This is a genomic window from Paenibacillus beijingensis (assembly GCF_000961095.1).
Lineage (GTDB): Bacteria > Bacillota > Bacilli > Paenibacillales > Paenibacillaceae > Paenibacillus_O > Paenibacillus_O beijingensis.
Window position 1 is genome coordinate 2,012,147 of sequence record NZ_CP011058.1, and the last position, 23,577, is coordinate 2,035,723.

Consider the following 23,577-nt stretch of genomic DNA (forward strand, 5'->3'; position numbering starts at 1 on the left):
ACATAGAAGAAGGTGAGACGATAGTGGGACTGACAGGCAAAAAGCTGTTTCAATACGCGCTGATATTCAAAAGGCCGATCCTCTTCGCGCTCCTGCTGCTGGCGCTGGCCGTCAGCACGGAGCTGCTCGGGCCGTATATCGCCAAGACGATGATCGACCAAAATATCGAAGGCATCGAGAAAGGCTGGCGCGAAGTTCCGGCGAACGGTCCGAACGCCGTTTATTACGACGGCAAATGGTATAAGCGCGCCGACCGGATTGCCCCCGGCGACCGCCCGGGCGCCTCGGCCAGCGTGTTGCAGGTCGGCCGGAGCTATTACTGGCTCAGCGGCACACTGCCGCTGGACGGCAAGCGGGAAGTTGAAGGCGGCAAACTGACGATAACGGCCGCCGACGGACAAACGGCCGAATATACGGTAAAGCCGCTAAGCCGCAGCGAGGTGTACGGCTTCTACAAGCCGGAAATTCCGCGGCTGCTCATGATGGCCGGCGCCTATTTCGCCCTGCTGGCGCTCGCGGCCTGCTTCACCTACGGGCAGCGGCTGCTGCTGCAGACGAGCGCGAACCGGATCGTGCAGCGGATGCGGGAGGATGTGTTCGCCCATATCCAGCGGCTGCCCGTCGGCTACTTCGACAACCTGCCCGCCGGCAAAGTCGTCTCCCGCGTGACGAACGATACGGAGGCGGTGCGGGAGCTGTTCGTGGCGGTGCTGGCGAACTTTTTCGCCGGTATCATCTACATCGCGGCCACGATGGGGGCGCTGTTTCTGCTCGATACGAAGCTCGCGCTGATCGCACTGCCGCTGCTGCCGCTGCTTGTCGTCTGGATCGTTGTGTACCGCCGCTTCGCCGGCAAGTACAACACCGTCATCCGCTCCAAGCTGAGCGACATTAACGCCATGATTAACGAGTCGATTCAAGGCATGCCGATCATTCAGGCGTTCCGCCGCCAGAAAAGCACAGCCAAAGAATTCGATGAGCTGAACGAGGAGTTTTTCAGCTATCAGAGCAAGCTGCTGAGCCTGAATTCGCTCACGTCGCATAATCTGGTGAACGTGATCCGCAATATTATTTTTATCATCGTCTTATGGATGTTCTGGGGAGATTCCCTTGAGGCGGTCGTCTCGGTCGGCGTGCTGTACGCGTTTATCGAATATATGAACCGCATGTTCCAGCCGATTGTCGGCATTGTGAACCAGCTGGCCAATCTGGAGACGGCGCGCGTGTCCGCCGGACGCGTCTTTGAACTGCTGGATCAGCCGGGAACCGACGTGACGAGCGGGACGATGCCCCGTTACCGGGGCGAAGTGGCGTTTGAGAACGTGTCGTTTGCCTACAACAACAACGATTATGTGCTGCGCGACATTTCGTTCCACGCCCGTCAGGGAGAAACCGTCGCGCTCGTCGGGCATACGGGCTCGGGCAAAAGCTCCGTCCTTAACCTGCTGTTCCGGTTTTACGATATTGAAGAAGGACGGATTACGGTCGACGGCAAGGACATCCGCGATATACCGAAGCAGCTGCTGCGCCAGCATATGGGCATCGTGCTGCAGGACCCGTTCCTGTTCACGGGCACGATCGCTTCCAACATCAGCCTCGATACGCCGGGCATGACGCGTGAACGCATCGAGCAGGCGCTGCGCGATGTCGGCGCGTACGATATGTTTATGGCGCTGCCCGGCGGTCTCGATCATCCGGTCATCGAGAAAGGCAGCACGCTCTCCGCCGGACAGCGGCAGCTGATCTCGTTCGCGAGGGCGCTGGCGCATGATCCCGCCATTCTCATTCTCGACGAGGCGACCGCCAGCATCGACACGGAGACGGAAGCCGTTATTCAAGCAGCGCTCGACGTGCTCAAAAAAGGCCGTACCACGTTCGTCATCGCGCACCGGCTGTCGACGATCCGCGCGGCCGACCAGATTCTCGTGCTCGACCGCGGCCGGATCGTAGAAAGCGGCAACCACGATACGTTGATGCTGAGAGGCGGTAAATATTACGCGATGTACCAGCTGCAGTCGGGAGTCAGCCCCTCGCCGTCCGGGTCCGGATCCGGGTCCGCAACCGCGCCGATACCGGTTCCCTCGACGACGTAAGCGGCATCTTAAACCCGAGACGGGTTCAATGTTGAAACTTCTATCCATCCTTTTACTGAAAAGGCGGCAGACATGAACGATATTTCATACGAGATCATAGAGAGACTCCCGACAGTTAAGGAGCATAAAACGTTGTGGGAAGCGGTCGGATGGGGACCAATCGACACCGAGATGTCTGCGCAATCGATTGCCCATTCGATTTACGGCGTTGTGGCGGTTTCTAACGGTGAAGTCGTCGGAATGGGGCGGATCATTGGCGACGGAGCGATGTACTTTTATATCCAGGACGTAGCCGTGCTCCCCGAGTACCAAAGAAAAGGCATCGGCGGCAAGATCGTTGCCCGGCTGCTCGACCATATCAAAGCTAGAAGATTTACAAACGGAATTGCTTTTGTCGGGCTGTTTGCTTCCCATGGGAAAGAGCCATTTTACGAAACGTTCGGATTCAAAGATTACTCGCCGAAGATGACAGGAATGTTTACGGTTTTGGATCGATAATTTAGAAAAAGGCATACCTGGCATGACCCGGTGATGCCTTTTTTTGCATTTCCGCTCCAAAACAAGCCTGGATTGTTTTCCTCGTTCCGCAAAAAGTGGAATAACGTTCCTCTATACTCATATCACTTTGATTTGAAAAAAACAAACAATACCGAGATGCAAATGCAGCAGATATGATCGGATTTGAGTGAATTTGAGTGGATTTGAGTGGACATGAAAAATTTGTTGCCTACTTGCATTGCAAAACCTGATATACTTTTTATAAATAAGTATCATTACAATACAAGAGTTGTTACAAACAGAGAAAGCACGGGCAACTTTTGTTCAAGAAAGAAAAATTGGGAGGAGAACATGGAGCAGATTCAATCCTTAAGCAAAACGAAGGAGGCCGGCTCAAAGTTTCCGATCGCCCTCATATCATTAACGGTCGGTGCCTTTGCGATCGGCATGACGGAATTCGTCATTATGGGGCTGCTGCCTAATGTGGCGGATGATCTAAACGTGAGCATCCCGCAGGCGGGACAGCTTATCACGGGCTATGCGCTCGGCGTGGCGGTCGGAGCGCCCGTTCTGGCCATCCTGACGCACCGGCTGCCGCAAAAACTGCTGCTCTGCCTGCTGATGGTGTTGTTCATTCTCGGCAACGCTGCGGCCGCCCTGGCCCCGAACTATACGGTACTGATGCTGGCACGGCTGTTCACGGCGCTGGCGCACGGCACATTTTTCGGTGTCGGCTCGATCATCGCCGCCAATCTGGTCCGCCCGGACAAACAGGCGGGAGCCGTCTCCATTATGATGGCCGGACTGACCGTCGCGAACATTATCGGGGTTCCGTTCGGCACCTTTATCGGCCAGCATTTCGGATGGAGAGCCACCTTCGGCTCGATCGTCATTATGGGGATTCTGTCGTTCATCGGCATTGCGGCCCTCATTCCAAAAATCCGGCCCGACGCCTCCTCCAGCCTGCTCCGGCAGGTCAAAGCGCTCGCGCAGCCCAAGCTGCTGCTCGTCTATGCCGCCGGAGCGTTCGGCCTGTGCAGCCTGTTCACCGTGTTCACTTACATTGCGCCGCTGCTGCAGGATGTGACCGGCTTCGCCGAGCACAGCGTGACCTGGATTCTGATCCTGTTCGGCTGCGGCGTCACGCTCGGCAACATCGTCGGCGGCAAGCTGGCGGATTGGAAGCTGATGCCGGTGCTGATCGGCAACTTCGCGCTGCTCGTCGTCATCTTCGCGCTGCTGTCGTTTACGGACCGCTATCCGGTAGCGGCCGTCATCACAATCTTCGTGTGGGGAGCGTTGGCGTTCGGCCTGCTGCCCGGTCTGCAGGTCCGCATTATGACGCTTGCTAAAGATGCGCCCGCGCTTGCATCCACCACCAATCATTCCGTCCTGAATCTGGGCAATGCATGCGGTGCCTACCTCGGAGGACACGCCATCATTTTGTTCGGATTGTCGTCCCTCCCATGGTTCGGTGCGCTGCTCAGCCTGATCGGTCTGCTGATCGTCCTGATCATTTATGTAATGGACCGGAAAGGCGTACAATCGGCATAACGATCGGGCAAACAACATGGAAGGCATCGTCTTTAGCAGGACGATGGCCTTCCTCTTTTGTTTTATTTGCGATTACCGGCGTTCGAATTGTCGGCAATGCTTGCAAGTACCGCTTCCCACTTCAGCTTCATCTCTTCGCGGACGGCAGAATCGCTAAGATGCTCCTGGTGGAAACTGATCGTCGTTTTTGAATCGTCGCTGCCCAAGAAGCGAATTTGCAGCGTGGACGCTCGCGCCCACCCTTTCTTCCGCCAAGTCAACCGAAGCTGGCTAAGCGGCTTCACGATGCGAATCTCGCCTGTAATGCCTTCTTCGGATTCATACGTAAAGCCCGGTCGAAGTTCCGGCGGCGGCAAATGGCCAAGCCATAACGTCATCCCTTCCGTTGAAGTCACCTTATTCCAGGCCTGCTCCCTTGTGAGCGGCAGTGTTCGCCTGACCCCGATCTGGAATCCGGTTGCAGCCGTCTGTCCAACAGGTTTACCGTTCATCGTTCGCGCCTCCATTCGTCGTCTTCCATAATTTCATTATAATGGAATGATGTGGGCAGCGACAGATGACCGCTTATACCGCTGCTCCGGAACCACATTCAGTCATTTGCGCCGGTTGACTGCGGCAGCTGTCCGGAACCTCTCCGTTTCTTGCATCCAATCGCGAACCACCAAACGTTTCGGTTCGTCGGCGGGCTAAAGCATCTTTACAATGGAAGGAATTTCTGAATTAATATTGAAATTTCTACCATATTCGGCTACTCTGAATAAAATTATGAGTATTCGCAAATATGACGGGAGTGAGAGCATGAAGCGCAAAATACTGGTGAGTGCATGTCTGCTTGGACACAAAGTGAGATATGACAATGGCGACGTACCATGTCTTGATCCGCGGTTCCTGAAATGGTATGAAGAAGGTCGTTTGATCCATATTTGTCCGGAGGTTACGGGAGGTCTTCCAACTCCCAGGCCGGACGCTCAAATACAAGGCGATCGCGTCGTCACCGGCTCGGGAACCGACGTAACAGAAGCGTTCGAGAAGGGTGCCCGGGCCGCGCTTCAGCTTGCTGAGGAAAACGACGTTGCGCTCGTCATCCTGAAGCAGGACAGTCCGTCATGCGGAACTTTATTCGTTTATGACGGCACTTTTACCGATACGAAAATATCCGGCGAAGGGCGCACGACCTCATTGCTGCGCAAGAACGGCTTTCAAGTTTTCGGTGAAGACCAGCTGGATGAAGTGGAGAAGGCGCTCGCCATCATCGACGGGTAAGCATCATGCGCTCCTCGGCCTCGCCTCGCCTTGCCGGGGACGATTGGCTTTCCTCATGGTCAAGCCCTCGTGTTCCAGTTGTCATTGCTGCACTTTGATATCCAGTAAACAGGAGCGAACAATAAATGAATGAATTCAAGCGGGTACGGGGAGCATTTGGCCTGGCGGTCCTGCTCACCCTTGGATTTGCACTGATTGCAATGATGGTTCGTTACGAAAAAATTGCAGGATTCGATTCGGCGATCATTTCCGTTATAACCGGGCTGCGTTCAAGCGCGCTGACCCCGGTTATGCGATTCTTTTCGGCCATCGGAGGCGGAACCGTCTCAACTATTTTATCATTCGTAATGCTCGGGATTCTTTACCTTATTTTCCGTCAACGGAGAGAGCTGATTTTCTTTCTCTTTGTCTCGGTCGGATCGCTGCTTATAAATTCACTATTCAAAAATCTGTTCCAACGGGAGCGTCCGATCTCACAGTTCGTGGAGGAAGGAGGATTCAGCTTTCCGAGCGGTCAATCCATGGCGGCGATGGCTCTATATGGAACGGCAGCTTATTTGCTTGCCCGTCATGCAGCGAGTACAAAGGCCAAAATCGTCATTATCGCAATCAGTCTTTCCATGGTTGTCATCATCGGCGCGAGCCGCATTTATCTCGGCGCCCATTACCCGAGCGACATCATGGGCGGATATTCGGCAACCGCCGCCTGGCTGTGCCTGTCGGTTGTCTTGTTCAACGGCACAACCGGCACCAAAAAAAGGCGCATGACAGCGGACATGTGAGATAAACCTTTATCGAGGTCTTTCGAAGATGTTCGACCGCGTTTAAATGACCCTGCGAAAATCCATTATTGGAGGGATTGCAATGGATGAGAGAAACAACCCTCAACCGAATAAAGAAATCGGTACGATTGTGAAATTTTCGGTAGGCATATTAGCTGCGTACCTTACTTCTCAAATGATGATGAAATTGCTCGATCTTTCCATGTGGTTTTATGAGCTTGGTTACTCGTTAGGAAAGATAAACTAGTAGACGCTCCGAAAACCTTCCGATGATCTAACGGAACTCCCTGCACTTATTTTGCATTTATGAGCCCATTTGGATATTTAACGGAACTGACAGCTCTTAATCGATTTAAAATGGTATATTTTCGGTAGAAAAACAGAAATAAGGTCCGATACATCCGTTAGATTTTCAAATCGGACAATATGAGCTGAATAACGTCAACTGCTTCCGTTAGCACCCAAAAACAACCCGTAATGGTGACGGTTTTTCAGGATCGTTCTAATAGAGATCATTCCACAATAACAAGTAACCCTTCCAGGTTAAGCTTTGTTCAATGACGTTCCCCTGAAAACTTCAAACGGCGGCTCATCACTTTGTATAACTTTGCGGCATCGGTGATGCGGGCGATTCTTTTTTTCCTGCGAACCGCCGAGCGAGCGCCACACACAGGACGACGGCGATATTCACGGCGACGATCGGCCAGCCGACCGGCTCGTGCAGGACGACAGACGCAAGCAGCAGGCCGAAGAAAGGCTGGAGAAGCTGCAGCTGTCCGACCGCCGCAATGCCGCCCTGGGCAAGTCCGCGATACCAGAAAACAAAGCCGATGAGCATGCTGAACAAGGAGACATAAGCCATGCTGAAGAGAGCAGGACGACCGATACCCGTCCACGAATCCGGCATGTAATAAAACGAAAGCGGCAGCATAACGGGAAGCGACAGAACGAGCGCCCACGAGATCACCTGCCAGCCCCCCAACCGCCGCGAAAGCCGCGCCCCTTCCGCATAACCGAGACCGCACACGATAATCGCAGCCACCATGAGCGCGTCGCCAACCGGTGAGGATGAAAACCCCCGGGTTAGGGTGAAGCCTGCTACGAGGACACTGCCTGCCGCGGAGAAGATCCAGAATGCCGGCCGCGGGCGTTCCCCGCCGCGCAATACGCCGAACACCGCCGTCATGAGCGGCAGAATCCCAACGAATACGATCGCATGAGCCGATGTGACATACTGAAGCGCCAACGCGGTCAGCAGCGGAAAACCGACGACGACGCCGAGCGCGACAATGAATAGCGGAAAGATGTCGCCCCGGTCAGGCCGCTGCTGCCGGAAAACGAGCAGCAACGCTCCGGCAAGCATGCCGGCGATCGCGGCGCGGAACACCGTGAGGAACAGCGGATCGAAATCCGCCACAGCGAGGCGCGTTGCAGGCAGCGAGCCGCTGAAGATGAGTACGCCGAGGAAACCGTTGAACCAGCCGCTTGTTGTTTTTTTCATTCCCATCACTCCAAAATAGGATCTTCGATTGATTTGTATTATAATGGATACAATTCCCTATATGAATTATTCTTTTATCCATCTGTATGGATACAGAAAGGGTCAAAAATTCATCCGGGTGGAGGCTAATCGATGCCAAATAAGCAGGAAACCATTCTACAAGCCATTCGCTCGGACATCGCCGCAGGCCGCATCAAGCCCGGCCAGAAGCTGGCGTCTATCCGCAAGATGAGCGAAAGATTCGATTGCAGCCTCAATACGATCATTCGTGTCTATCAGGAGCTCGAACGGCAGTATCTTATTTATTCACGCCCAAAAAGCGGTTATTTTGTCGTAGCTGAAGAAGCGCTTTCCCCCCTGCTGCAAACCAAACGGATCGATTTTGCATCAGCGGCTCCCGATGCCGCGTCAATGCCGAAAGAAGACTTCCGCCAATGCTTGAACAAAGCGATGGAATTATATGAGTCGTCCATATTCACCTATCCCGATCCGCAGGGGTTGCTTTCTCTGCGCCAGGAGATCGTGAAGCTGTTTCAGCAGCAGCAGGTTTTTCCTTCCGCTCAGCAAATTTTTATGTTTTCCGGTGCCCAGCAAGCTCTCCATCTTTTGGCCGGGATGCCTTTTCCGAATGGAAAAACGAACATTCTGGTCGAGCAGCCGACGTACAGAGGAATGGTGGCCGCGCTTGAGACCCAAAGACAAACCGTCATCGGCATCGAAAGAACGCCTGAGGGAATCGATTGGGACACGTTAGAGCGCCATTTTCAACGCAATATGATCAAGTTTTTCTATACCATCCCGCGCTTCCACAATCCGCTGGGCACTTCTTACACCGCGGAAGAAAAGCAGCGGCTCTCCGAACTCGCCAAAGCGTATGACGTCTACATCGTCGAGGACGACTATCTTGCCGATTTGGAAACAAACCGTAAAGAGGACCCGATTCACGCTTATCATGGAGCCAGCCATGTCATTTATCTCCGAAGCTTCTCCAAAATCATGCTGCCCGGATTAAGGCTTGCCGCGGCCGCGGTGCCGGCTTCGCTCATTCCACTGCTGCAGTGGCACAAATATGCGGCGGATCTGAGCACCTCCGTGCTGTCTCAAGGTGTGCTGGAAATTTACATGAAGTCCGGGATGTATGCTCATCATGCGAAGCAGATGAAAGCGATGTACCACCGCCGCATCAAGCATCTGGCTGAAACCGCCCGGCGGTTGCTCCCCAAAGAGTGCTTGCATACGACCCAAAATTGCGGGGGGCTCTTTGCTTCCATCCGCCTTCCCGACTCCGTTCACACCGAAGATTTGGTCAAGCGGTTGGAGGATCGCGGCGTCGATGTACTGGCAGCCGATAATCATTTCCTTGCCTCTTTCCCCAAGCTTAACCTGCTGCGCCTCAGCATCATCAGGACCGATGAGCAAGCGATTGAGGAAGGCATCCGCATCATAGCCGAAGAGCTGGAGCTAGCAAGGGCAAACTGGCAGCGTCCCAAAGCCCCTTTTTCGATATGAATAGAAAAGATGCTTGAACGCATGTCCGCGCAGCATGAACGTACAAAGAAATCGCTCCTTTCCAATGGGTGCTCGACCCATTTGAAAGGAGCGATTTCTTTTTTGTTTGTCTATGAAAAAGGCGCTGCCCCCAGTCATCTTCGATGACTTATGGGACAGCGTCTTCCTTTTTTAAAATCCAATTCATCTATGAGTGCTGCAATCAAATCGCTTTCTGCGTTTTGCGGCCGCTGAACTGGCTTTGATACAAATCGGCGTAGAAGCCGCCTTTCGTGAGCAGTTCCTCGTGGGTTCCCTGCTCGATGATCGAGCCGTGGTTCATCACGAGGATAAGATCGGCGTCGCGGATCGTGGACAGCCGGTGCGCAATGACGAAGCTGGTCCGTCCCTGCATCAGCTCGCTCATGGCGCGCTGGATATGAATTTCCGTCCGCGTATCGACGCTGCTGGTCGCTTCGTCGAGAATCAGAATCGCAGGGTCGGCGAGAATGGCCCGGGCGATCGTGAGCAGCTGCTTCTGCCCTTGCGAAATGTTCGATGCTTCCTCGTTCAGCACCGTGTCGTAGCCGCCCGGCAACGTACGGATAAAGTGGTCGGCATTCGCCGCCCGGGCCGCCCGCACGACCTCCTCCTCCGTCGCCCCTGCGCGTCCATACGCAATGTTGTCGCGGATTGTCCCGTTGAACAGCCACGTATCCTGCAGCACCATGCCGAATATGCTTCGCAGCGAACCCCGCTTCAGGCGCGTAATGTCGGCTCCGTCGATCGTGATCCGGCCGCCGCTGAGCTCATAGAACCGCATGAGCAGGTTGATCAGCGTCGTTTTGCCGGCGCCGGTCGGTCCGACGATGGCGACCGTCTGCCCCGATTTGACGTCGATGTTCATGTCTTCGATCAGCGTTACGTCCTCTTTGTAGCCGAACTTGACATGCTCGAAGCGGACATTGCCTTTCGGCGGCGCGAGCGGGCCCGATATCGCTTTGGAGGCCGTTTCTTCCGTGTGACCGGCCTTGAAGGCCGCGGCGGTCTGCCCTCCGCGTGCAATCTCCCGCGCGCCCGCCGCTTCGGGTACTTCCTCCGTCTCGTCGAGCAGCTCGAAGATGCGCTCCGCCGAGGCTATCGTCGATTGAATGATGTTGGCGATCTGCGCCGTCTGCGTAATCGGCATCGTAAACTGGCGGGAATAGGAGATGAACGCCTGCACGTCGCCGATCGTTATGCTGCGGCCCAGGACAAAGAGGCCGCCGGCTACGCTGACCAGCACGTAGCCGATGTTGCCGATGAAGCCCATCAGGGGCATGATCATGCCGGAAACAAACTGCGCTCTCCAGCCCGATTCGTACAGGCGCCCGTTGACCTCGTCGAAGCGGCGGATCGATTTTTCCTCATGGCCGAACGCCTTGACGATACTGTGACCGGTGTACATTTCCTCGATGTGGCCGTTCAGCTCGCCGAGCGATTTCTGCTGTCCCTTGAAGTAAAGCTGCGAGCGCTTCGCGATCATCCGGATCGAAAGAAAGCTGAGCGGCAGCGTCACGATGGTGATGAGCGTCATGACCCAGCTGATCGACAGCATCATGACGACGACGCCAAGCAGCGTGACGATGGAAGTAATAAACTGGGTCAGGCTCTGCTGGAGCGTGCCGCTGATATTATCGACGTCGTTGACGGCGCGGCTCATAATTTCTCCGTGCGTGCGCGAGTCGAAATATTTCAGCGGCAGCCGCGCCAGCTTTTCATTGACGTCCCTGCGCAGGTCGCGGACCGTTTTCTGCGCAACACTCGCCATCACGTACTGCTGAACAAAGCCGAACAGCGAGCTGATGATGTAAAGTCCGGCAAGCACAAGCAGGATATCGGCGATATAGGCAAAATCGATTTTTGCGCCGGGAACGAACGTCCCTTCGAAAATTGCGGTCGTTGCATTGCCCAAAATCTTCGGACCGATGATCGAGAACACCGTGCTCAGCACAGCCGTCAAAAAGACGACGATCAGCGCGAAGCGGTGCGGCTGCAGGTAACCGACGAGCCGCCGGAACGTGTCCTTGAAGTTCTTGGCCTTCTCGACGGGCATGCCCATTCCGGCAGGGCCGCCGCGGCCGGGGCCGAAGCCGAAACTGGCGGGGGTAGGCCCCCCGGAACCGGGAGCGCCGGGGCGCTGGCCGCCGCTGCCTTGCGCGCTTTGCGGCCCGATCTGCTGCTGACTCATGCGATCTCCTCCTCCGAAAGCTGTGAAGCTACGATTTCGCGATAAATCGGATTCGACTCCAGCAGCTCGCGATGCGTGCCGATGCCTGCGATTTCGCCGTTATCGAGAACGATGATCCGGTCGGCGTCCATCACGGTGCTGACCCGCTGGGCGACGATAATGACCGTCGCCTCCGTCGTTTCGGACCGAAGCGCTTCGCGCAGCTTGGCGTCGGTCTTGAAGTCGAGCGCCGAGAAGCTGTCGTCAAACAGGTAGATTAGGGGCTTGCGGACAAGCGCTCGGGCGATGGAAAGCCGCTGCTTCTGGCCCCCCGAAACGTTCGAGCCTCCTTGGGCGATCGGCGAATCGAAGCCGTCCTGCATCTCCGAGACGAAATCGAACGCCTGCGCGGTTTTTGCCGCATGGTGCACATCCTCTTCCGCCGCGTCTTCCTTGCCGAAGCGGAGATTGTCGGCAACCGTCCCGGTGAAGAGGACCGCCTTTTGCGGAACGAGCCCGATCATCGAATGCAGCTGCTCCTGCGTCATCTCGCGCACGTCGACGCCGCCGATACGGATTTGACCGCCCGTCACGTCATAGAAGCGCGGGATCAGGCTGACCAGCGTCGATTTGCCTGAGCCGGTGCCGCCGATCACGGCCGTCACTTCGCCGGGCCCTGCCGTAAACGAAATGCCCGAAAGCGCCGGCATTTCCGCGCCCGGATAACGGAACGTGACGTTATCGAACTCGACGGTTCCTTGCGCCGCCGGTCGTTTGGGCGCTTCCGGGTCACGAATCTCCGGTTTCATATTCAGCACCTCGCGGATCCGGACGGCCGATGCGGAAGCGCGCGGAACCATAACGAACATCATCGACGCGAAGATAAGCGAGAACATGATCTGCCACGAGTATTGGACAACGGCGATCAGGTCGCCGACTTCCATCGCGCCGCTTTGGATGCGGAGGCCGCCAAACCAAACGATGGCGATGCCGGCGAAATTCATCATAAGCATCATGACCGGCATGAGCGCTCCCAAGATCCGGTTGACTCTGATCGACGTGTCGGTGAGGCTGCCGTTCGCTTCGTTGAAACGCGCCTGCTCGTGGGCGGTGCGGTTAAACGAACGGATGACGCGGATGCCGGTGAGGTTCTCGCGCAGGACCAGGTTCAGTTTGTCGAGCTTCGTCTGCATCGCTTTGAACAGCGGGACTCCTTTGGCCACGACAGCCAAAATGACGAGGCCCAGAACCGGCACGATGGCGACAATGATGAGCGACAGCGACGGGTCCTTGTAAATCGACATCGCGATACCGCCGATGCACATCATCGGCGCCATGACCATGACACGCATCATCATGGTAAGGACCTGCTGCACCTGCGTGATGTCGTTCGTCGTGCGGGTGATCAGCGAAGCGGTGCCGAATTGATCGAACTCGTTCAGCGAAAACTGCGTGACGTGTGAGAACAGACGGCTGCGCAGGTCTTTGCCGAAGCCCGCCGCCGCCTTGGCGGAGAAATAGCTTCCGCCGACCGAGCAGGCGGCGCCGCCAAGCGCGACGAGCAGCATCAAGCCGCCAATACGCCAAATGTACGGCGTATTGCCATCCACGACGCCATGATCGACAATGTCGGACATGAGCGTCGGCAGAAACAGCTCCGTCAGCGACTGCAGAAAGATGAACAGCAGCCCAAGCAGCACGAGTGCGCGGTAAGGCTTCAGAAATCGCAGAAGCTTAAGCATCGTTTCATTTTCACCTCATTCGGTTGGTTTGGTATCAGGTTGGCCAGAATGGCCAGGATTGCGGCAAAAGCCATGCACCAATCCTTTGTCGCTGTGAAAGCGGTACACTTCATCAAGCAGTTCAATGAGAATCGCGGCACGCTCTTCCCCCAAGTGCGCGATCAGGCTGCGGGTGTTTTCGTGGACCGCCTGTTCGGCGATTCCCGTCAGGCGCAGTCCTTCCTCTGTCAGCCTGATCCGGACGACTCTGCGGTCTGCGGGGTCGGCGGCGCGCTCCAGCAGGCCGCGGGCTTCCAGCACATTCACCTGCTGCGTGACGGTCGGCGAGGTCACGCGCAGATACTGGCTCAGGTCGGACGCTTTCATGCCTTCGGGAGCTTCCTTCGTGCATCTGCGGATAACATAAAGCATGATCGTCTCGCTTTGGGTACAGCCTTCGATCGGCTTCATGCCGCTGTTGAGACTCCGGAGCTGCCTGAAGGCGCGCAGTAATTCGTGGGTCATATTTCGTTCATCGGGCATGTTTGGCGCATCGCTCCTTCGTAAACCTAATATTTTATTTAGCTAACCTAAGTATATGCGCGAAAGGTTCCGGTAGTCAACATTTTTTACAAAAAATTCAAGGACGTCCCGCCCATACAAATGGAATTCTTTGAGCCGCCGTCTCCTTTGTCCCCATATATTGCAGAAAAAGGAAGACTGCGCTATACTTACTTTCAAATCAGCAAACCGATATTATGCCCGTGAAGAGCATCCAACTCGGAGGCGTTTTCGCCAAGAGGAGCCTCGCTTCCTCTAAGTTAACCGGCCCCGCCCGTTATCGCGGATCAAAGCGGACTACCGGCGGCCCTGCTGACCGGCAGTCAATTTGGGTGGCACCGCGAGAGAAGCGCTCCTCGTCCCATTGGGATGAAGAGCGCTTTTACTATTTTCCGTAAAAGGAGCGCGGTGACATGCTGGATATCCGGTGGATCAGGGAAAACGAAGAACAAGTGCAAAGGGCAGCCGATCAGAAAGGCATCGCCTTGTCGATTGCGGAGCTGCTTGCCTGGGATGACGAAAGACGCAGGCTGCTGCAGAAAGCCGAAGCGCTGCGGCAAACGCGCAACCGGCTGTCGCAGGAAATCGGCCGCTCTATGGCTGCGGGCAATACGCAGGAAGCCGAGCGGCTGAAGACGCAAGCCCAAGCGGCAGCCGACCGGCTGCCTCCTATCGAACATGAGCGGGCAGAGGCTGAGAATCGGTACACGGAACTGTTGATGCTCGTGCCCAATGTCGTATCGCCGGACACGCCGGCCGGCACATCGGACCGGGATAACGTGGAGATCAAGCGGGTGGGAGAAGCGCCTTCGTTTCCGTTCGAACCGAAGGATCACGCTGCTTTGGGCGAGCTTCACAGCCTGCTCGACCTGCCCCGCGGCGTGAAGACGGCCGGGACGCGAAATTACTATTTAACGGGGACGGGCGCCATGCTGCACCGGGCCGTGCAGCAGCTGGCCGTCGATCTGCTCGTGAAACGCGGCTTCCGGCTGCTGGAGGTGCCGCTCATGGTTCGCACCGAAGCGCTGCTCGGAACCGGCTTTTTCCCGCTTGGAGCGGATCAGACCTTTAAAATCGCGGGCGAAGACAAGTGGCTGGTCGGCACATCGGAAGTCCCGCTTGTGGCGTATTACAGCGGCCAATCGGTAGATGTGCGCGAGCCGATCCGACTGGCGGCCGCTTCGCTTTGCTTCCGCAGCGAGATCGGCTCGGCCGGCAGAGACGTCCACGGCCTGTACCGCGTGCATCAATTCGCCAAAGTGGAGCAGGTCGTCATTTGCAAGGCCGACCCGGAGCTGGCGGAGATGCTGCTGCAGGAAATAACCGCCAATGCGGAGGAGCTGCTGCAACTGCTCGAGCTTCCTTACCGTGTCGTAGCGGTCTGTATGGGCGACATGTCGCAAAAAACGTATAAACAGCTCGATATCGAAACGTGGATGCCGAGCCGTCAGGCGTACGGCGAAACCCATTCGTCGTCGAATCTGCTCGATTTTCAGGCCCGCCGAGCCGGGATCCGCTACCGGGATGAACAGGGCAAGCTGCGGTACTGCTACACCTTGAACAATACGGCGGTCGCGTCGCCCCGCATCCTGATTCCGCTGCTCGAGAACCATCAGCTCGAAGACGGCTCGATCCGCATTCCCGAGACGCTTCGCCCTTACATGAACGGGATGGAACGCCTTCTGCCCTAGTTTGCGGACCGGCCGAATGGCATTCCAACACCGATAATTGCTATAATATGGAACGATAGCCTATGACGAAGGGAGCCGATTCACGTTGAAACAAGAAATAATTACACGTTTCATTTCCTACGCAAAGGTGGATACGCAATCGAGCGACGAGAGCGACACTTGTCCGTCCACGCCGGGGCAGCTGCTGCTGGCCCATATGCTTGTTGAAGAGCTGAAAGCGATCGGCATGGAAGAGGTGACCGTGGACGACAACGGATACGTCATGGCCACCCTTCCGTCCAATACGGATCAAGCGGTGCCGACGATCGGCTTTCTGGCCCATCTGGATACGGCGACCGAAATGACCGGCGCGGGCGTCAATCCGCAAATCGTCGAGAGCTATGACGCCGGGGACATCGTGTTGAACGAAGAAATGAACGTAGTCCTTTCACCTAAAGACTTCCCGGACTTGAGCGGGTACCGCGGCCATACCCTCATTACGACCGACGGCACGACGCTGCTCGGGGCGGACAACAAAGCCGGCATTGCCGAAATTATGACGGCCATGGCTTATCTGATCGCGCATCCGGAAATTAAACACGGCAGGGTGAGAGTCGCGTTTACGCCTGATGAAGAAATCGGCAGAGGCCCGCACCGGTTCGACGTCGCCGCCTTTGACGCCAAATACGCCTATACCGTCGACGGAGGGCCGCTCGGCGAGCTGCAGTACGAAAGCTTCAATGCCGCGGCGGTTAAAATTACGATCCATGGCAAAAACGTCCACCCGGGCACGGCCAAAGGAAAAATGATCAACTCGGCTAAAATCGCGATGGAGCTGCACGCCAAGCTGCCGGCAGTGGAAGCGCCCGAATTTACGGAAGGGTACGAAGGATTCTACCATCTCCTTTCCTTCCAGGGCGATGTGGAGCAAACGAAGCTGCATTACATTATCCGCGATTTCGACGGCGAGAAGTTCCAGGCGCGCAAAAACACGGTAACGGACATCGTGAAGGAGATACAGGGCGTTTACGGGAAAGAGCGCATTACACTTGAGCTGAAGGACCAGTATTACAACATGGGCGAGAAGATCGAGCCTGTGAAACATATCGTCGATATTGCCCGCGAAGCGATGGAAAGTCTCGGCATCCGGCCGCTGATCATCCCGATCCGCGGCGGCACGGACGGCTCGCAGCTGTCGTATATGGGACTGCCGACGCCGAACATTTTCACCGGAGGAGAAAACTACCACGGCAAGTTCGAATTCGTGTCGGTCGACAATATGATCAAAGCGGTCCAGGTGATCGTGGAAATCGTGCAGCGGTTCGAGCAGCGGGGAGAAGCGTAGCCGCCCGTCCGAGAGCTTTCCATGGCGTTTCATGACTGAGATTGGCCGCATTCGGCAATAGTCGAGGCACCGAAGGAGTTGGCTTTCGGTGCCTCGTTCATTTTTCCATGGCAGCTGCCTTAATGATCCAGGCTGTTTCTTGCACGGAGTTGCTGCTTGCGCATTGCCTTCTTTTTCAGATTGCGGATCATGGCCGTCTGTACAATCATCAGCGCAAGCACCGCGCAGAACGTGACGACATACATCGAAAAGATCGCGATGTTTCTTGTGTCCGTTCCCCCCATCATGCCATGAGCAAGCGCAAGAATGAAGAGAACGTAAGCCGAAAGGTGAACGGTGCGCCACAGTTTGACGGACATTGATTTCTTCAGATCGGTTGTAATGACGACAAGCAGCAGGCCGTACAGCGTCAATGTGCCCAGCCCGTAGAGAAAGGGTTCTTTCGGTGCGGTGAACGGGACGATCAGTTGGACCCATGAAAAGGTAACGTAGGCATCAAGGACGAGCAGCATTGGATGCAGCATCGCCGCCAAAACGCCGCTTGTGTTGACCAGAAAATGAAGGTCTTTCACTTTGGACCGGATGTTTTGTTTTCCTTTCCAGATCGGCATGCCGTATAGGATGCCAAGGCAAATTCCTAGAAAAAGCAGCAGGTAGGCGGTAATCCCGAGTGTCCGTGTGATCAGCCATGTCGGTACGGTCGAAAGCGGCGTTCCGGACCGGCGGACCATCTCGATCCATACGGCAAATACCGCGATGATGACGATGATGATGACCCATTTTAATCGTTTGTGCTTCAGTTCCATGAACGAGAGCTCCCTTCTTGATCCTAAAGTGCGATTCGCTCCGAAAGTTCCGCGATGTCGCAATATTGATCAAGGTTCGATGAGGCCGACAGCCGGCCTTGATGGTCAACGACAATATAAGCAAGCTCCGGCCTGCGTGATCTAAGCCACACGGGGCCTAATTCGCTGCCGAGGATCAGCAGGCATTTGGCATAGATTTCACACGGAACAAGCGTCCGGCCGATCACCGTCGCTTGAATAAGATCCGATGCGGCCGGAAGGCCGGTGCGCGGGTCGATAATATGATGTTTGTTCCGCCCATTCAGCTTCCAGCTTCGTTTCACGACGCTGCTTGTCGCGATACCGGTTTGCCCCTTCAATTGCAGCCTGGCGATTGCTTGTTCATCGGAATAGGGATGCGCGAGGCCGATCAGCCATGGCTTTCCGCCGCTGCCGCTGTTCCAGGAGATGATATCGCCGCCTGCGTCAATTAATCCTTCCTTCCGTCCTCTTTCGATCAGCGTTGCAGCCATTTGCTGCGCACTCCACCCTTTGGCGATGCCGCCAAAATCGAGCAGACTTCCGGCGTTGATGGTTACGGTCCGGCGATCAAGATCGAATCGGATCGGCTCTTCCCTACTAACGGAGTAAGCGTCATGATCATCTGGTTCGGTTTGAGCTGTTTCCCGATCGATCTTTTCAAACGATTGCCGGTATCCCGAGCGTGCGAGAGCTTGTCCGAGAAAAGGCGTAAAAATGCCGCCGGTTTCGTCAAGGTATTGAAGCGATATATAGAGAAGATGGGCAAACCGCTCGGAGACGCCGGTTTCCTCTCCTGCCCTGCCGTTCAAAAGACTGAGCTCGCTTGCAGGCAGAAAACGCGAAAAGGTGCCTTCGACCAACCGGAACCATTGGAACGCTTCTTGTGCGTCCTGCGCACTCAGCCCCGATACCAGGATGTCGGTGTTCATCGTCCGCATGTTGAACGTCGCCACTGTTAAGACCCTCTTGTAACGGTGAGCGGCTCTTGGTCTACGGAAGCGATGCTTACCCCGGGCTTAAAGACCGAGCTTACATGTTCCAGCAGCGTCCCTTCGGATTCGGCACTTGCAGGAATATAGTCGGCATTGGCTGTCGACTCGCTCGGATCGGTGCCGACGGCGATTTCACCGGTATAAAGCACACGGTTTTCCCAGAAAATATTGCCTTCGACTTTATAAACGTAAGTACCGGGTTCGACCGCCCGGCCGGAGTCATCGGTGCAGTTCCAGTACAAGACGTGCTCTCCGGGTTCCTGCTGGGGGAGGCTCACGCGCTCGATTTCCGCTTCCGATGCCTGTTCCCAGTTTGCCGCTTTACGCCATTCCGGAAGGCTTTCCGGTCTCTTTCTGTAACCGCCGCCGGCCGTAAAACTCGATGCGCGCAGCGTCGTGACGTAGTTGCCGCTCTGATCTTCAATCCAAATGGCAATCTGATTGCTGGCAAGCTGATTCAGATGGTTGAGCTGGTAGCGGATGTCTACGAGTCCGAGGGTTTTAACTTCAGGGATGCCGGATGATGTCCCGGCCGTCTCATGAGCGGAAGCAGCAATGCCCGAAGGGGAGGGCGAGGCGGAGAAAGGATTGTCTGTATAAGCAAAATTGGACATGCCCGAGATGATGATAACACCGGCTCCAACGGTTCCGACAACGGGGATCAGCACTTTTTTCATCGGTGTTCACTCCAATCCAAAAAAGCTGTTTATCTATGAAAAACACTTTTGACATTATTATACCGCAAATTCCCAGCCGCCGCGCCTGGTCTCGATTCGCCTTGATATTTCGCTTCCTCCGTTCGTCGCCGAATCGTGCAAACGCAAACGGAAAGAAGCCCACGGACAACAGCAGTCCGTGAGCCTGATAGGTCATTTCGACTTCCGAATCACCTTTTCCACAGCTTGTTTCATGGTGCGCCCCGCACGATTCCAGGAATGGTGAAGCGCATCGCGCCTGCCCTGCCGCCCTTTCTTCTTGCACAGCGCCTTATCGCTGTAAGCGGCTCTCATCTGCTTCTTCAAGCTGCCGAGATCCGCCTCCGCCCAGCGCTGGTCTTTCTGCGCGAATATATCGCTGAAAGTGCGGGATATCGACGCTTTGCCCTTCATGCCGGAAGCCGGATTTCGTAATTTATACCGGACAAAAAAGGCGTTCTTCTTCGTCAAAAAGTCCATATGTCCGCCCCAGCCCGTCGCGATGACGGGAACACCGCTCGCCAGCGATTCGAGAAACGGCAGGCCGACGCCTTCCCCCCGGGTAGGCAGCACGAATACATCGCCGAGCGTATAAATTCCTTTCAGCTGCGACTTGCTCATGCGCCGGGCTCTGATGACGAGCGGGGCCGTTTTTTTACGGATGCCGAGTCTTTTTTTATAGGCCTTCACCTTTTTGCGGATCCAGCGCTCGTCTTCACGCTTCCCGTATCCGTCCGTTTTAATGACGAGCGCCGCCCGGTCGGCCGCGGAGAATTCTTCCCAATAAGCGCGCAGCAAAGTCTCCGGGTTTTTGCGGTGCTGAAAGCCGAATACGGATACAAAAACGAACCGCCTCTTTGCCTTCTTCACGCGCAGCTTACGGTTGCGGGGCGAGAACGTCCGCGTGTTCACACCGTGGGGAACGAGAAAGACCGGCACTTTGACGCCGCTGTTTCGCATCGCCCGCTTGTTCTGCTCCGAAGGAACAAATACGGCGTCGAAGCGGTTCATATAAGGGCGCCAAAGGTCCGGAATCCGGGTCGTTTCCCACACCGTGTTCAGGATAATGCGGTCGAACCGCTTTCGTTCTTTGCGGAAGTTAAGCGTATGGGGCGGGTAATGGTAGATCAGCACGGTCTTTTTTTTCCTTATGCCCGCTTTGGAAGAGCCCTTCCGGGATTTGCCGACCTCAACCTCCACCCCCTGCCTCCGCAGTGCCTTCACGTACTCCCGGCTCGCGATACCAAGACCGCTGCCCTTATGCACAGGCCCTCTCCATACGACTTTGTAAGCGCTCATCGGCTTCTCTTCACCGCTTTCCTGTAGTATCCTTTCCGCTGATGGAAGGAGATGGAGCGGTACCTGCCCGCCAGCCGGCTGATCCGCCCGGGTGTCAACTGCCTGACGCTTATCGGCAAGCTCTTGTTCAGCGCCTTCTTCAGCAGCAGTCCGCCCGGACTCTGGGTGTAAAGGAAATTGCCGTACGTTTCGAATTCGGAGAAACCGAACTGCTTCGATTTGTCGATGCTATGCAAAATTGCGGAATACCATTTGACCCGGTGGTTGGACTCAATCGCCTTTTTCAGCTGCGCCAGCTTCGACTTCTCAAACAGCATATAGTGGGTGACGAAAGAGGTCGGCTTTGGGGCTCTGCGCTTCAGCAGCCTCCGGTACGTGTTGAAATATTCCGGCTGGCTCCAGCTGCGGCAGTAAACGATCGTCTTCCCGTCTTTGCGGAAGCGGTGCGGGCGGATCAATACCGTGTCCGCATCGATAACAAGGAAATAATTGGATGAACAGATCGTATCGCCGCTCAGCTTGAGCAACTGCTGAAACAGCCAGCCGGACCGGTCCCATGTGCGGGAACGGTAATGAATATGCTTTTTCGTAATCGGAAGAACGCTGTTCTCATTTACAAACGTATAGCCCTTCCGCCGGCACAGCTCCGTGATCCGTTTGCGGTTCGGAGCGACAATCAGAATGTTGCCGATCGGATGCTTGACGTGTTTTTTAACCGCACTCACAACATAGGGAAGCGTCGTTAAATCTTTTTCGATCGCCGGGATCAAAACATCTATTTGGGCGCTGCTGCTCAGCTGACTCTTCATCGGAAGCGGCATCTCTTCATCTCCAGTTGGGAAGGTTTCGAATCATCATATGCCGCTTTAGGCGAAAATGAATGGGTGGGCGTCCAAGAGCGAGAAAGCGCCGTTCTAGGAGATATTTGTCAAATAACAAATTAAGGGACTATAATAAAATGGAAAATTGAGAGACGATCAACTTACTAGTGTTCGTTCATAGGAGGGCAACTGCGATGAAAGCACTGCGATGGCATGATGTAAAAGACCTGCGCGTCGAAACGGTCGAAGAACCTGTCGCGACAAAAGGCAAAGTGAAAATTAAGGTGGAATGGTGCGGCATCTGCGGAAGCGATCTGCATGAATATGTCGCCGGCCCGATTTTCATCCCGAAGGAGGCGCCCCATCCTCTGAGCGGGGAACAAGCGCCGATTGTGATGGGACACGAATTTTCCGGCCGCGTCGTCGAAGTCGGCGAAGGGGTGACGAAGGTCAAAGTGAACGACCGCGTCGTCGTGGAACCGATACTGGCATGCGGAGAATGCGCCGCCTGTCGCAAAGGAATGTACAATCTGTGTGAAAAAATGGGCTTCCACGGCCTTGCCGGCGGCGGCGGCGGCTTCTCGGAGTTTACGGTCGTGAGCGAGCGCATGGTGCACCTGCTGCCGGAGGAACTGTCCTACGAGCAGGGCGCGCTCGTCGAGCCTTCGGCCGTCGCCTTGTACGCCGTCCGCCAAAGCAAGCTGAAAGTCGGCGACAAGGCGGTCGTGTTCGGCGCCGGCCCGATCGGCCTGCTCGTCATTGAAGCGCTGCGGGCTGCCGGCGCTTCGGAGATCTATGCCGTGGAGCTGTCCGAAGAACGGAAAGCGAAGGCGGCGGAGCTCGGCGCCATCGTCCTTGATCCGACGAAGGTCGGCAATGTGGTGGATGAAATCCGGACGCTGACCGGCGGCGGAGCGGACGTCACGTTCGAGGTGACCGGCATCGGCCCGGTGCTGAAGCAAAGCATCGACGCCACCAGCCTCGAAGGCGAAACGATTATTGTGAGCATCTGGGAGAAGGAAGCTTCCCTGCAGCCGAACACGCTCGTACTGCCGCAAAAATCGGTGAAGGGCATCATTGCGTACCGCGACGTGTTCCCGGCCGTTATTTCGCTCATGAAGCAGGGCTACTTCTCGGCGGACAAGCTCGTTACGAAGCGCATTCACCTGGAAGAAGCCGTCTCGGAAGGCTTCGAAGCGCTGCTGAAAGAAAAAAATCAGGTGAAAATTCTCGTCAAAGCCGAATAACCCGCTCTTATTGTTTCTATGAGAACTGCCGCCGACAAAAGCTTTCGGCGGCCGTTTTTATTCTTTGCGAGCATAATTGTCCCGAGCCGGTTCAGCCCGTCCAAATGGCCGAAAAGGATCGGGCCTTCGGATAGCCCCCATCTTTGTGGAAGTTGGGAGCTTTTTGACGTTTATAGAGGAGCGCGGCATCTGAATCTTTAGGAGCTTTGATTTGGAAACAACGAGCCGACAACCAAAGTTAGCGTGTGCCTGTAGACGGTATGGGCGGATTGGACGTCTCCCAAGTGTCCGCCCATGTAAAGATGAATAACGCCATGGAGTGACCCCCAAAATATACGTATTACGGTTTCCGTGTCATACGGGCCGGGAATCAGTCCTTGCTCTTGCGCATGGCTGATCACAGTCATTAGTTGCCGCATGGCTGTAACGGTGCCGTGCATGCTTTCCTCGTCCGGTTTGAAATCCGCGAAGGCTCCCCCGAACATCAGCTTATAATAACTGGAGTATTGCTGCCCGAATTGCCAGAAGGTTTCGCCGAAATTCAGCAAATGCTGTGCCGGATCGTCAGCGTGCGGCGTTCCCTCGAATTCGTCAGCGAGAAGCTTGCAGCCATCGAGATACAACTGCTGAGCCAAGCCTTCTTTATTGACAAACAAGCTGTATATGATCTTTGTCGAGCAATCCATTTTCTGAGCCACTTTACGTACCGTAACGTTTTCCGGTCCTTCTTCTTGAAGGAGTGTTGCGGCGGCGTCCACAACGAGCTTGCGCAAATTTTCTATATTTTGCAAGCGCGCTTCTTGGTACGTCTTCAACTTTCGTGTGTTCTTTTTGGAGGAGCTGTCTTGGTCGTCCATATTCATCACCTTCGGTTAATGCGTTGTCGTTAGGAAACAAAGTTTCCGACCCTTATAACAAAAATTTTATATAGTTGTTGGACAGTTGTCAATGTGACGATGTCTGTCCCAGATCGTGTTCAAAAATCGATATTGACTTTCTGAAAAAGGATGG

21 protein-coding genes are annotated in these 23,577 nt (G+C 55.4%); 10 read left to right on the forward strand and 11 right to left on the reverse strand.

From position 1 onward, the window contains the following. Positions 1 to 23: 23 nt before the first annotated feature. The 3 genes from VN24_RS08945 (at position 24) to VN24_RS08955 (ending at position 4,145) form a co-directional block, all read left to right on the forward strand. Entirely contained in the window at positions 24 to 2,093 is a 2,070-nt protein-coding gene (locus VN24_RS08945; RefSeq protein WP_045670119.1) for an ABC transporter ATP-binding protein, read from the forward strand. 72 nt (positions 2,094 to 2,165) lie between these two features. Next, positions 2,166 to 2,591 carry a GNAT family N-acetyltransferase gene (locus VN24_RS08950; RefSeq protein ID WP_045670120.1) on the forward strand — a complete coding sequence of 142 codons (426 nt, stop codon included), beginning with the start codon at positions 2,166 to 2,168 and terminating at the stop codon, positions 2,589 to 2,591. 351 nt (positions 2,592 to 2,942) lie between these two features. After that, on the forward strand, positions 2,943 to 4,145 hold the full coding sequence (locus VN24_RS08955) for an MFS transporter (protein ID WP_045670121.1): 1,203 nt from the start codon (positions 2,943 to 2,945) through the stop codon (positions 4,143 to 4,145). Between the two features lie 62 nt (positions 4,146 to 4,207). Here the strand turns inward: VN24_RS08955 and VN24_RS08960 are convergent, their stop codons facing one another. Further along, entirely contained in the window at positions 4,208 to 4,636 is a 429-nt protein-coding gene (locus VN24_RS08960; protein WP_045670122.1) for an SRPBCC domain-containing protein, read from the reverse strand. A 307-nt stretch (positions 4,637 to 4,943) separates the two neighbouring features. Here VN24_RS08960 and VN24_RS08965 point away from each other — a divergent pair, with 307 nt between their 5' ends. The 3 genes from VN24_RS08965 (at position 4,944) to VN24_RS27670 (ending at position 6,437) form a co-directional block, all read left to right on the forward strand. Beyond that, positions 4,944 to 5,408, forward strand: coding sequence for a 2-thiouracil desulfurase family protein (locus tag VN24_RS08965; protein WP_045670123.1), 465 nt, complete (start codon positions 4,944 to 4,946; stop codon positions 5,406 to 5,408). Positions 5,409 to 5,533: 125 nt separating this feature from the next. Beyond that, complete coding sequence (locus VN24_RS08970) at positions 5,534 to 6,190, forward strand: phosphatase PAP2 family protein (protein WP_045670124.1); 657 nt, start codon at positions 5,534 to 5,536, stop codon at positions 6,188 to 6,190. Between the two features lie 82 nt (positions 6,191 to 6,272). Next, positions 6,273 to 6,437, forward strand: a complete 165-nt coding sequence (locus VN24_RS27670) for a hypothetical protein (RefSeq protein ID WP_158453663.1) — start codon at positions 6,273 to 6,275, stop codon at positions 6,435 to 6,437. Positions 6,438 to 6,782: 345 nt separating this feature from the next. Here VN24_RS27670 and VN24_RS08975 read toward each other — a convergent pair whose 3' ends face one another. Next, positions 6,783 to 7,691, reverse strand: coding sequence for a DMT family transporter (locus VN24_RS08975; protein WP_045670125.1), 909 nt, complete (start codon positions 7,689 to 7,691; stop codon positions 6,783 to 6,785). Between the two features lie 132 nt (positions 7,692 to 7,823). On the opposite strand from VN24_RS08975, the gene VN24_RS08980 reads away from it, so the two are divergent. Next, entirely contained in the window at positions 7,824 to 9,200 is a 1,377-nt protein-coding gene (locus VN24_RS08980) for an aminotransferase-like domain-containing protein (protein ID WP_045670126.1), read from the forward strand. A 202-nt stretch (positions 9,201 to 9,402) separates the two neighbouring features. Here the strand turns inward: VN24_RS08980 and VN24_RS08985 are convergent, their stop codons facing one another. From VN24_RS08985 to VN24_RS08995, 3 genes are read right to left on the reverse strand one after another with little or no spacing between them, the layout of a single operon-like run. Continuing rightward, positions 9,403 to 11,409, reverse strand: a complete 2,007-nt coding sequence (locus VN24_RS08985) for an ABC transporter ATP-binding protein (RefSeq protein WP_045670127.1) — start codon at positions 11,407 to 11,409, stop codon at positions 9,403 to 9,405. After that, the gene (locus VN24_RS08990; RefSeq protein ID WP_045670128.1) at positions 11,406 to 13,130 is read right to left on the reverse strand and encodes an ABC transporter ATP-binding protein; all 1,725 of its coding nucleotides are present in this window, start codon (positions 13,128 to 13,130) and stop codon (positions 11,406 to 11,408) included. Before VN24_RS08990 ends, VN24_RS08985 begins: the two co-directional genes overlap by 4 nt. 15 nt (positions 13,131 to 13,145) lie before the next feature. Beyond that, positions 13,146 to 13,652 (reverse strand): MarR family winged helix-turn-helix transcriptional regulator, encoded by a 507-nt coding sequence (locus VN24_RS08995; RefSeq protein ID WP_052702868.1) that lies wholly within the window; start codon positions 13,650 to 13,652, stop codon positions 13,146 to 13,148. 431 nt (positions 13,653 to 14,083) lie between these two features. Between VN24_RS08995 and serS the strand changes: the two genes are divergently transcribed. After that, entirely contained in the window at positions 14,084 to 15,361 is a 1,278-nt protein-coding gene (serS, locus tag VN24_RS09000) for a serine--tRNA ligase (protein WP_045670129.1), read from the forward strand. An 85-nt stretch (positions 15,362 to 15,446) separates the two neighbouring features. After that, positions 15,447 to 16,685 carry a peptidase T gene (pepT, locus tag VN24_RS09005; RefSeq protein ID WP_045670130.1) on the forward strand — a complete coding sequence of 413 codons (1,239 nt, stop codon included), beginning with the start codon at positions 15,447 to 15,449 and terminating at the stop codon, positions 16,683 to 16,685. A gap of 119 nt (positions 16,686 to 16,804) precedes the next feature. On the opposite strand, the gene VN24_RS09010 is transcribed toward pepT, so the two are convergent. The 5 genes from VN24_RS09010 to VN24_RS09030 form a co-directional block, all read right to left on the reverse strand. Further along, positions 16,805 to 17,491, reverse strand: coding sequence for a hypothetical protein (locus VN24_RS09010; protein ID WP_045670131.1), 687 nt, complete (start codon positions 17,489 to 17,491; stop codon positions 16,805 to 16,807). Positions 17,492 to 17,514: 23 nt separating this feature from the next. Next, a complete protein-coding gene (locus tag VN24_RS09015) occupies positions 17,515 to 18,465 on the reverse strand; it encodes an FAD:protein FMN transferase (protein ID WP_052702869.1) in 951 nt (316 codons plus the stop codon). A gap of 2 nt (positions 18,466 to 18,467) precedes the next feature. Next, positions 18,468 to 19,181 (reverse strand): DUF2271 domain-containing protein, encoded by a 714-nt coding sequence (locus tag VN24_RS09020; protein WP_045670132.1) that lies wholly within the window; start codon positions 19,179 to 19,181, stop codon positions 18,468 to 18,470. Positions 19,182 to 19,373: 192 nt separating this feature from the next. Continuing rightward, a complete protein-coding gene (locus VN24_RS09025; protein WP_045670133.1) occupies positions 19,374 to 20,498 on the reverse strand; it encodes a glycosyltransferase in 1,125 nt (374 codons plus the stop codon). Beyond that, positions 20,495 to 21,319: a DUF6492 family protein gene (locus tag VN24_RS09030; RefSeq protein WP_045670134.1), complete on the reverse strand. Its 825-nt coding sequence runs from the start codon at positions 21,317 to 21,319 to the stop codon at positions 20,495 to 20,497. The genes VN24_RS09025 and VN24_RS09030 overlap by 4 nt, the downstream gene beginning before the upstream one ends. 194 nt (positions 21,320 to 21,513) lie before the next feature. Between VN24_RS09030 and VN24_RS09035 the strand changes: the two genes are divergently transcribed. Then, positions 21,514 to 22,566 carry a 2,3-butanediol dehydrogenase gene (locus VN24_RS09035; protein ID WP_045670135.1) on the forward strand — a complete coding sequence of 351 codons (1,053 nt, stop codon included), beginning with the start codon at positions 21,514 to 21,516 and terminating at the stop codon, positions 22,564 to 22,566. 197 nt (positions 22,567 to 22,763) lie between these two features. Here VN24_RS09035 and VN24_RS09040 read toward each other — a convergent pair whose 3' ends face one another. Continuing rightward, entirely contained in the window at positions 22,764 to 23,423 is a 660-nt protein-coding gene (locus VN24_RS09040; RefSeq protein ID WP_045670136.1) for a TetR/AcrR family transcriptional regulator, read from the reverse strand. Between the last annotated feature and the right edge of the window lie 154 nt (positions 23,424 to 23,577).

What these genes read in the sequence shown, in the direction of transcription:
- VN24_RS08950 (WP_045670120.1), top strand. Translation starts at nt 2,166, where the DNA reads ATGAACGATATTTCATACGAGATCATAGAGAGACTCCCGACAGTTAAG.
- VN24_RS08955 (WP_045670121.1), top strand. Translation starts at nt 2,943, where the DNA reads ATGGAGCAGATTCAATCCTTAAGCAAAACGAAGGAGGCCGGCTCAAAG.
- VN24_RS08960 (WP_045670122.1), bottom strand. Translation starts at nt 4,636, where the DNA reads ATGAACGGTAAACCTGTTGGACAGACGGCTGCAACCGGATTCCAGATC.
- VN24_RS08965 (WP_045670123.1), top strand. Translation starts at nt 4,944, where the DNA reads ATGAAGCGCAAAATACTGGTGAGTGCATGTCTGCTTGGACACAAAGTG.
- VN24_RS08970 (WP_045670124.1), top strand. Translation starts at nt 5,534, where the DNA reads ATGAATGAATTCAAGCGGGTACGGGGAGCATTTGGCCTGGCGGTCCTG.
- VN24_RS27670 (WP_158453663.1), top strand. Translation starts at nt 6,273, where the DNA reads ATGGATGAGAGAAACAACCCTCAACCGAATAAAGAAATCGGTACGATT.
- VN24_RS08975 (WP_045670125.1), bottom strand. Translation starts at nt 7,691, where the DNA reads ATGAAAAAAACAACAAGCGGCTGGTTCAACGGTTTCCTCGGCGTACTC.
- VN24_RS08980 (WP_045670126.1), top strand. Translation starts at nt 7,824, where the DNA reads ATGCCAAATAAGCAGGAAACCATTCTACAAGCCATTCGCTCGGACATC.
- VN24_RS08985 (WP_045670127.1), bottom strand. Translation starts at nt 11,409, where the DNA reads ATGAGTCAGCAGCAGATCGGGCCGCAAAGCGCGCAAGGCAGCGGCGGC.
- VN24_RS08990 (WP_045670128.1), bottom strand. Translation starts at nt 13,130, where the DNA reads ATGCTTAAGCTTCTGCGATTTCTGAAGCCTTACCGCGCACTCGTGCTG.
- VN24_RS08995 (WP_052702868.1), bottom strand. Translation starts at nt 13,652, where the DNA reads ATGCCCGATGAACGAAATATGACCCACGAATTACTGCGCGCCTTCAGG.
- serS (WP_045670129.1), top strand. Translation starts at nt 14,084, where the DNA reads ATGCTGGATATCCGGTGGATCAGGGAAAACGAAGAACAAGTGCAAAGG.
- VN24_RS09010 (WP_045670131.1), bottom strand. Translation starts at nt 17,491, where the DNA reads ATGGAACTGAAGCACAAACGATTAAAATGGGTCATCATCATCGTCATC.
- VN24_RS09020 (WP_045670132.1), bottom strand. Translation starts at nt 19,181, where the DNA reads ATGAAAAAAGTGCTGATCCCCGTTGTCGGAACCGTTGGAGCCGGTGTT.
- VN24_RS09025 (WP_045670133.1), bottom strand. Translation starts at nt 20,498, where the DNA reads ATGAGCGCTTACAAAGTCGTATGGAGAGGGCCTGTGCATAAGGGCAGC.
- VN24_RS09030 (WP_045670134.1), bottom strand. Translation starts at nt 21,319, where the DNA reads ATGCCGCTTCCGATGAAGAGTCAGCTGAGCAGCAGCGCCCAAATAGAT.
- VN24_RS09035 (WP_045670135.1), top strand. Translation starts at nt 21,514, where the DNA reads ATGAAAGCACTGCGATGGCATGATGTAAAAGACCTGCGCGTCGAAACG.
- VN24_RS09040 (WP_045670136.1), bottom strand. Translation starts at nt 23,423, where the DNA reads ATGGACGACCAAGACAGCTCCTCCAAAAAGAACACACGAAAGTTGAAG.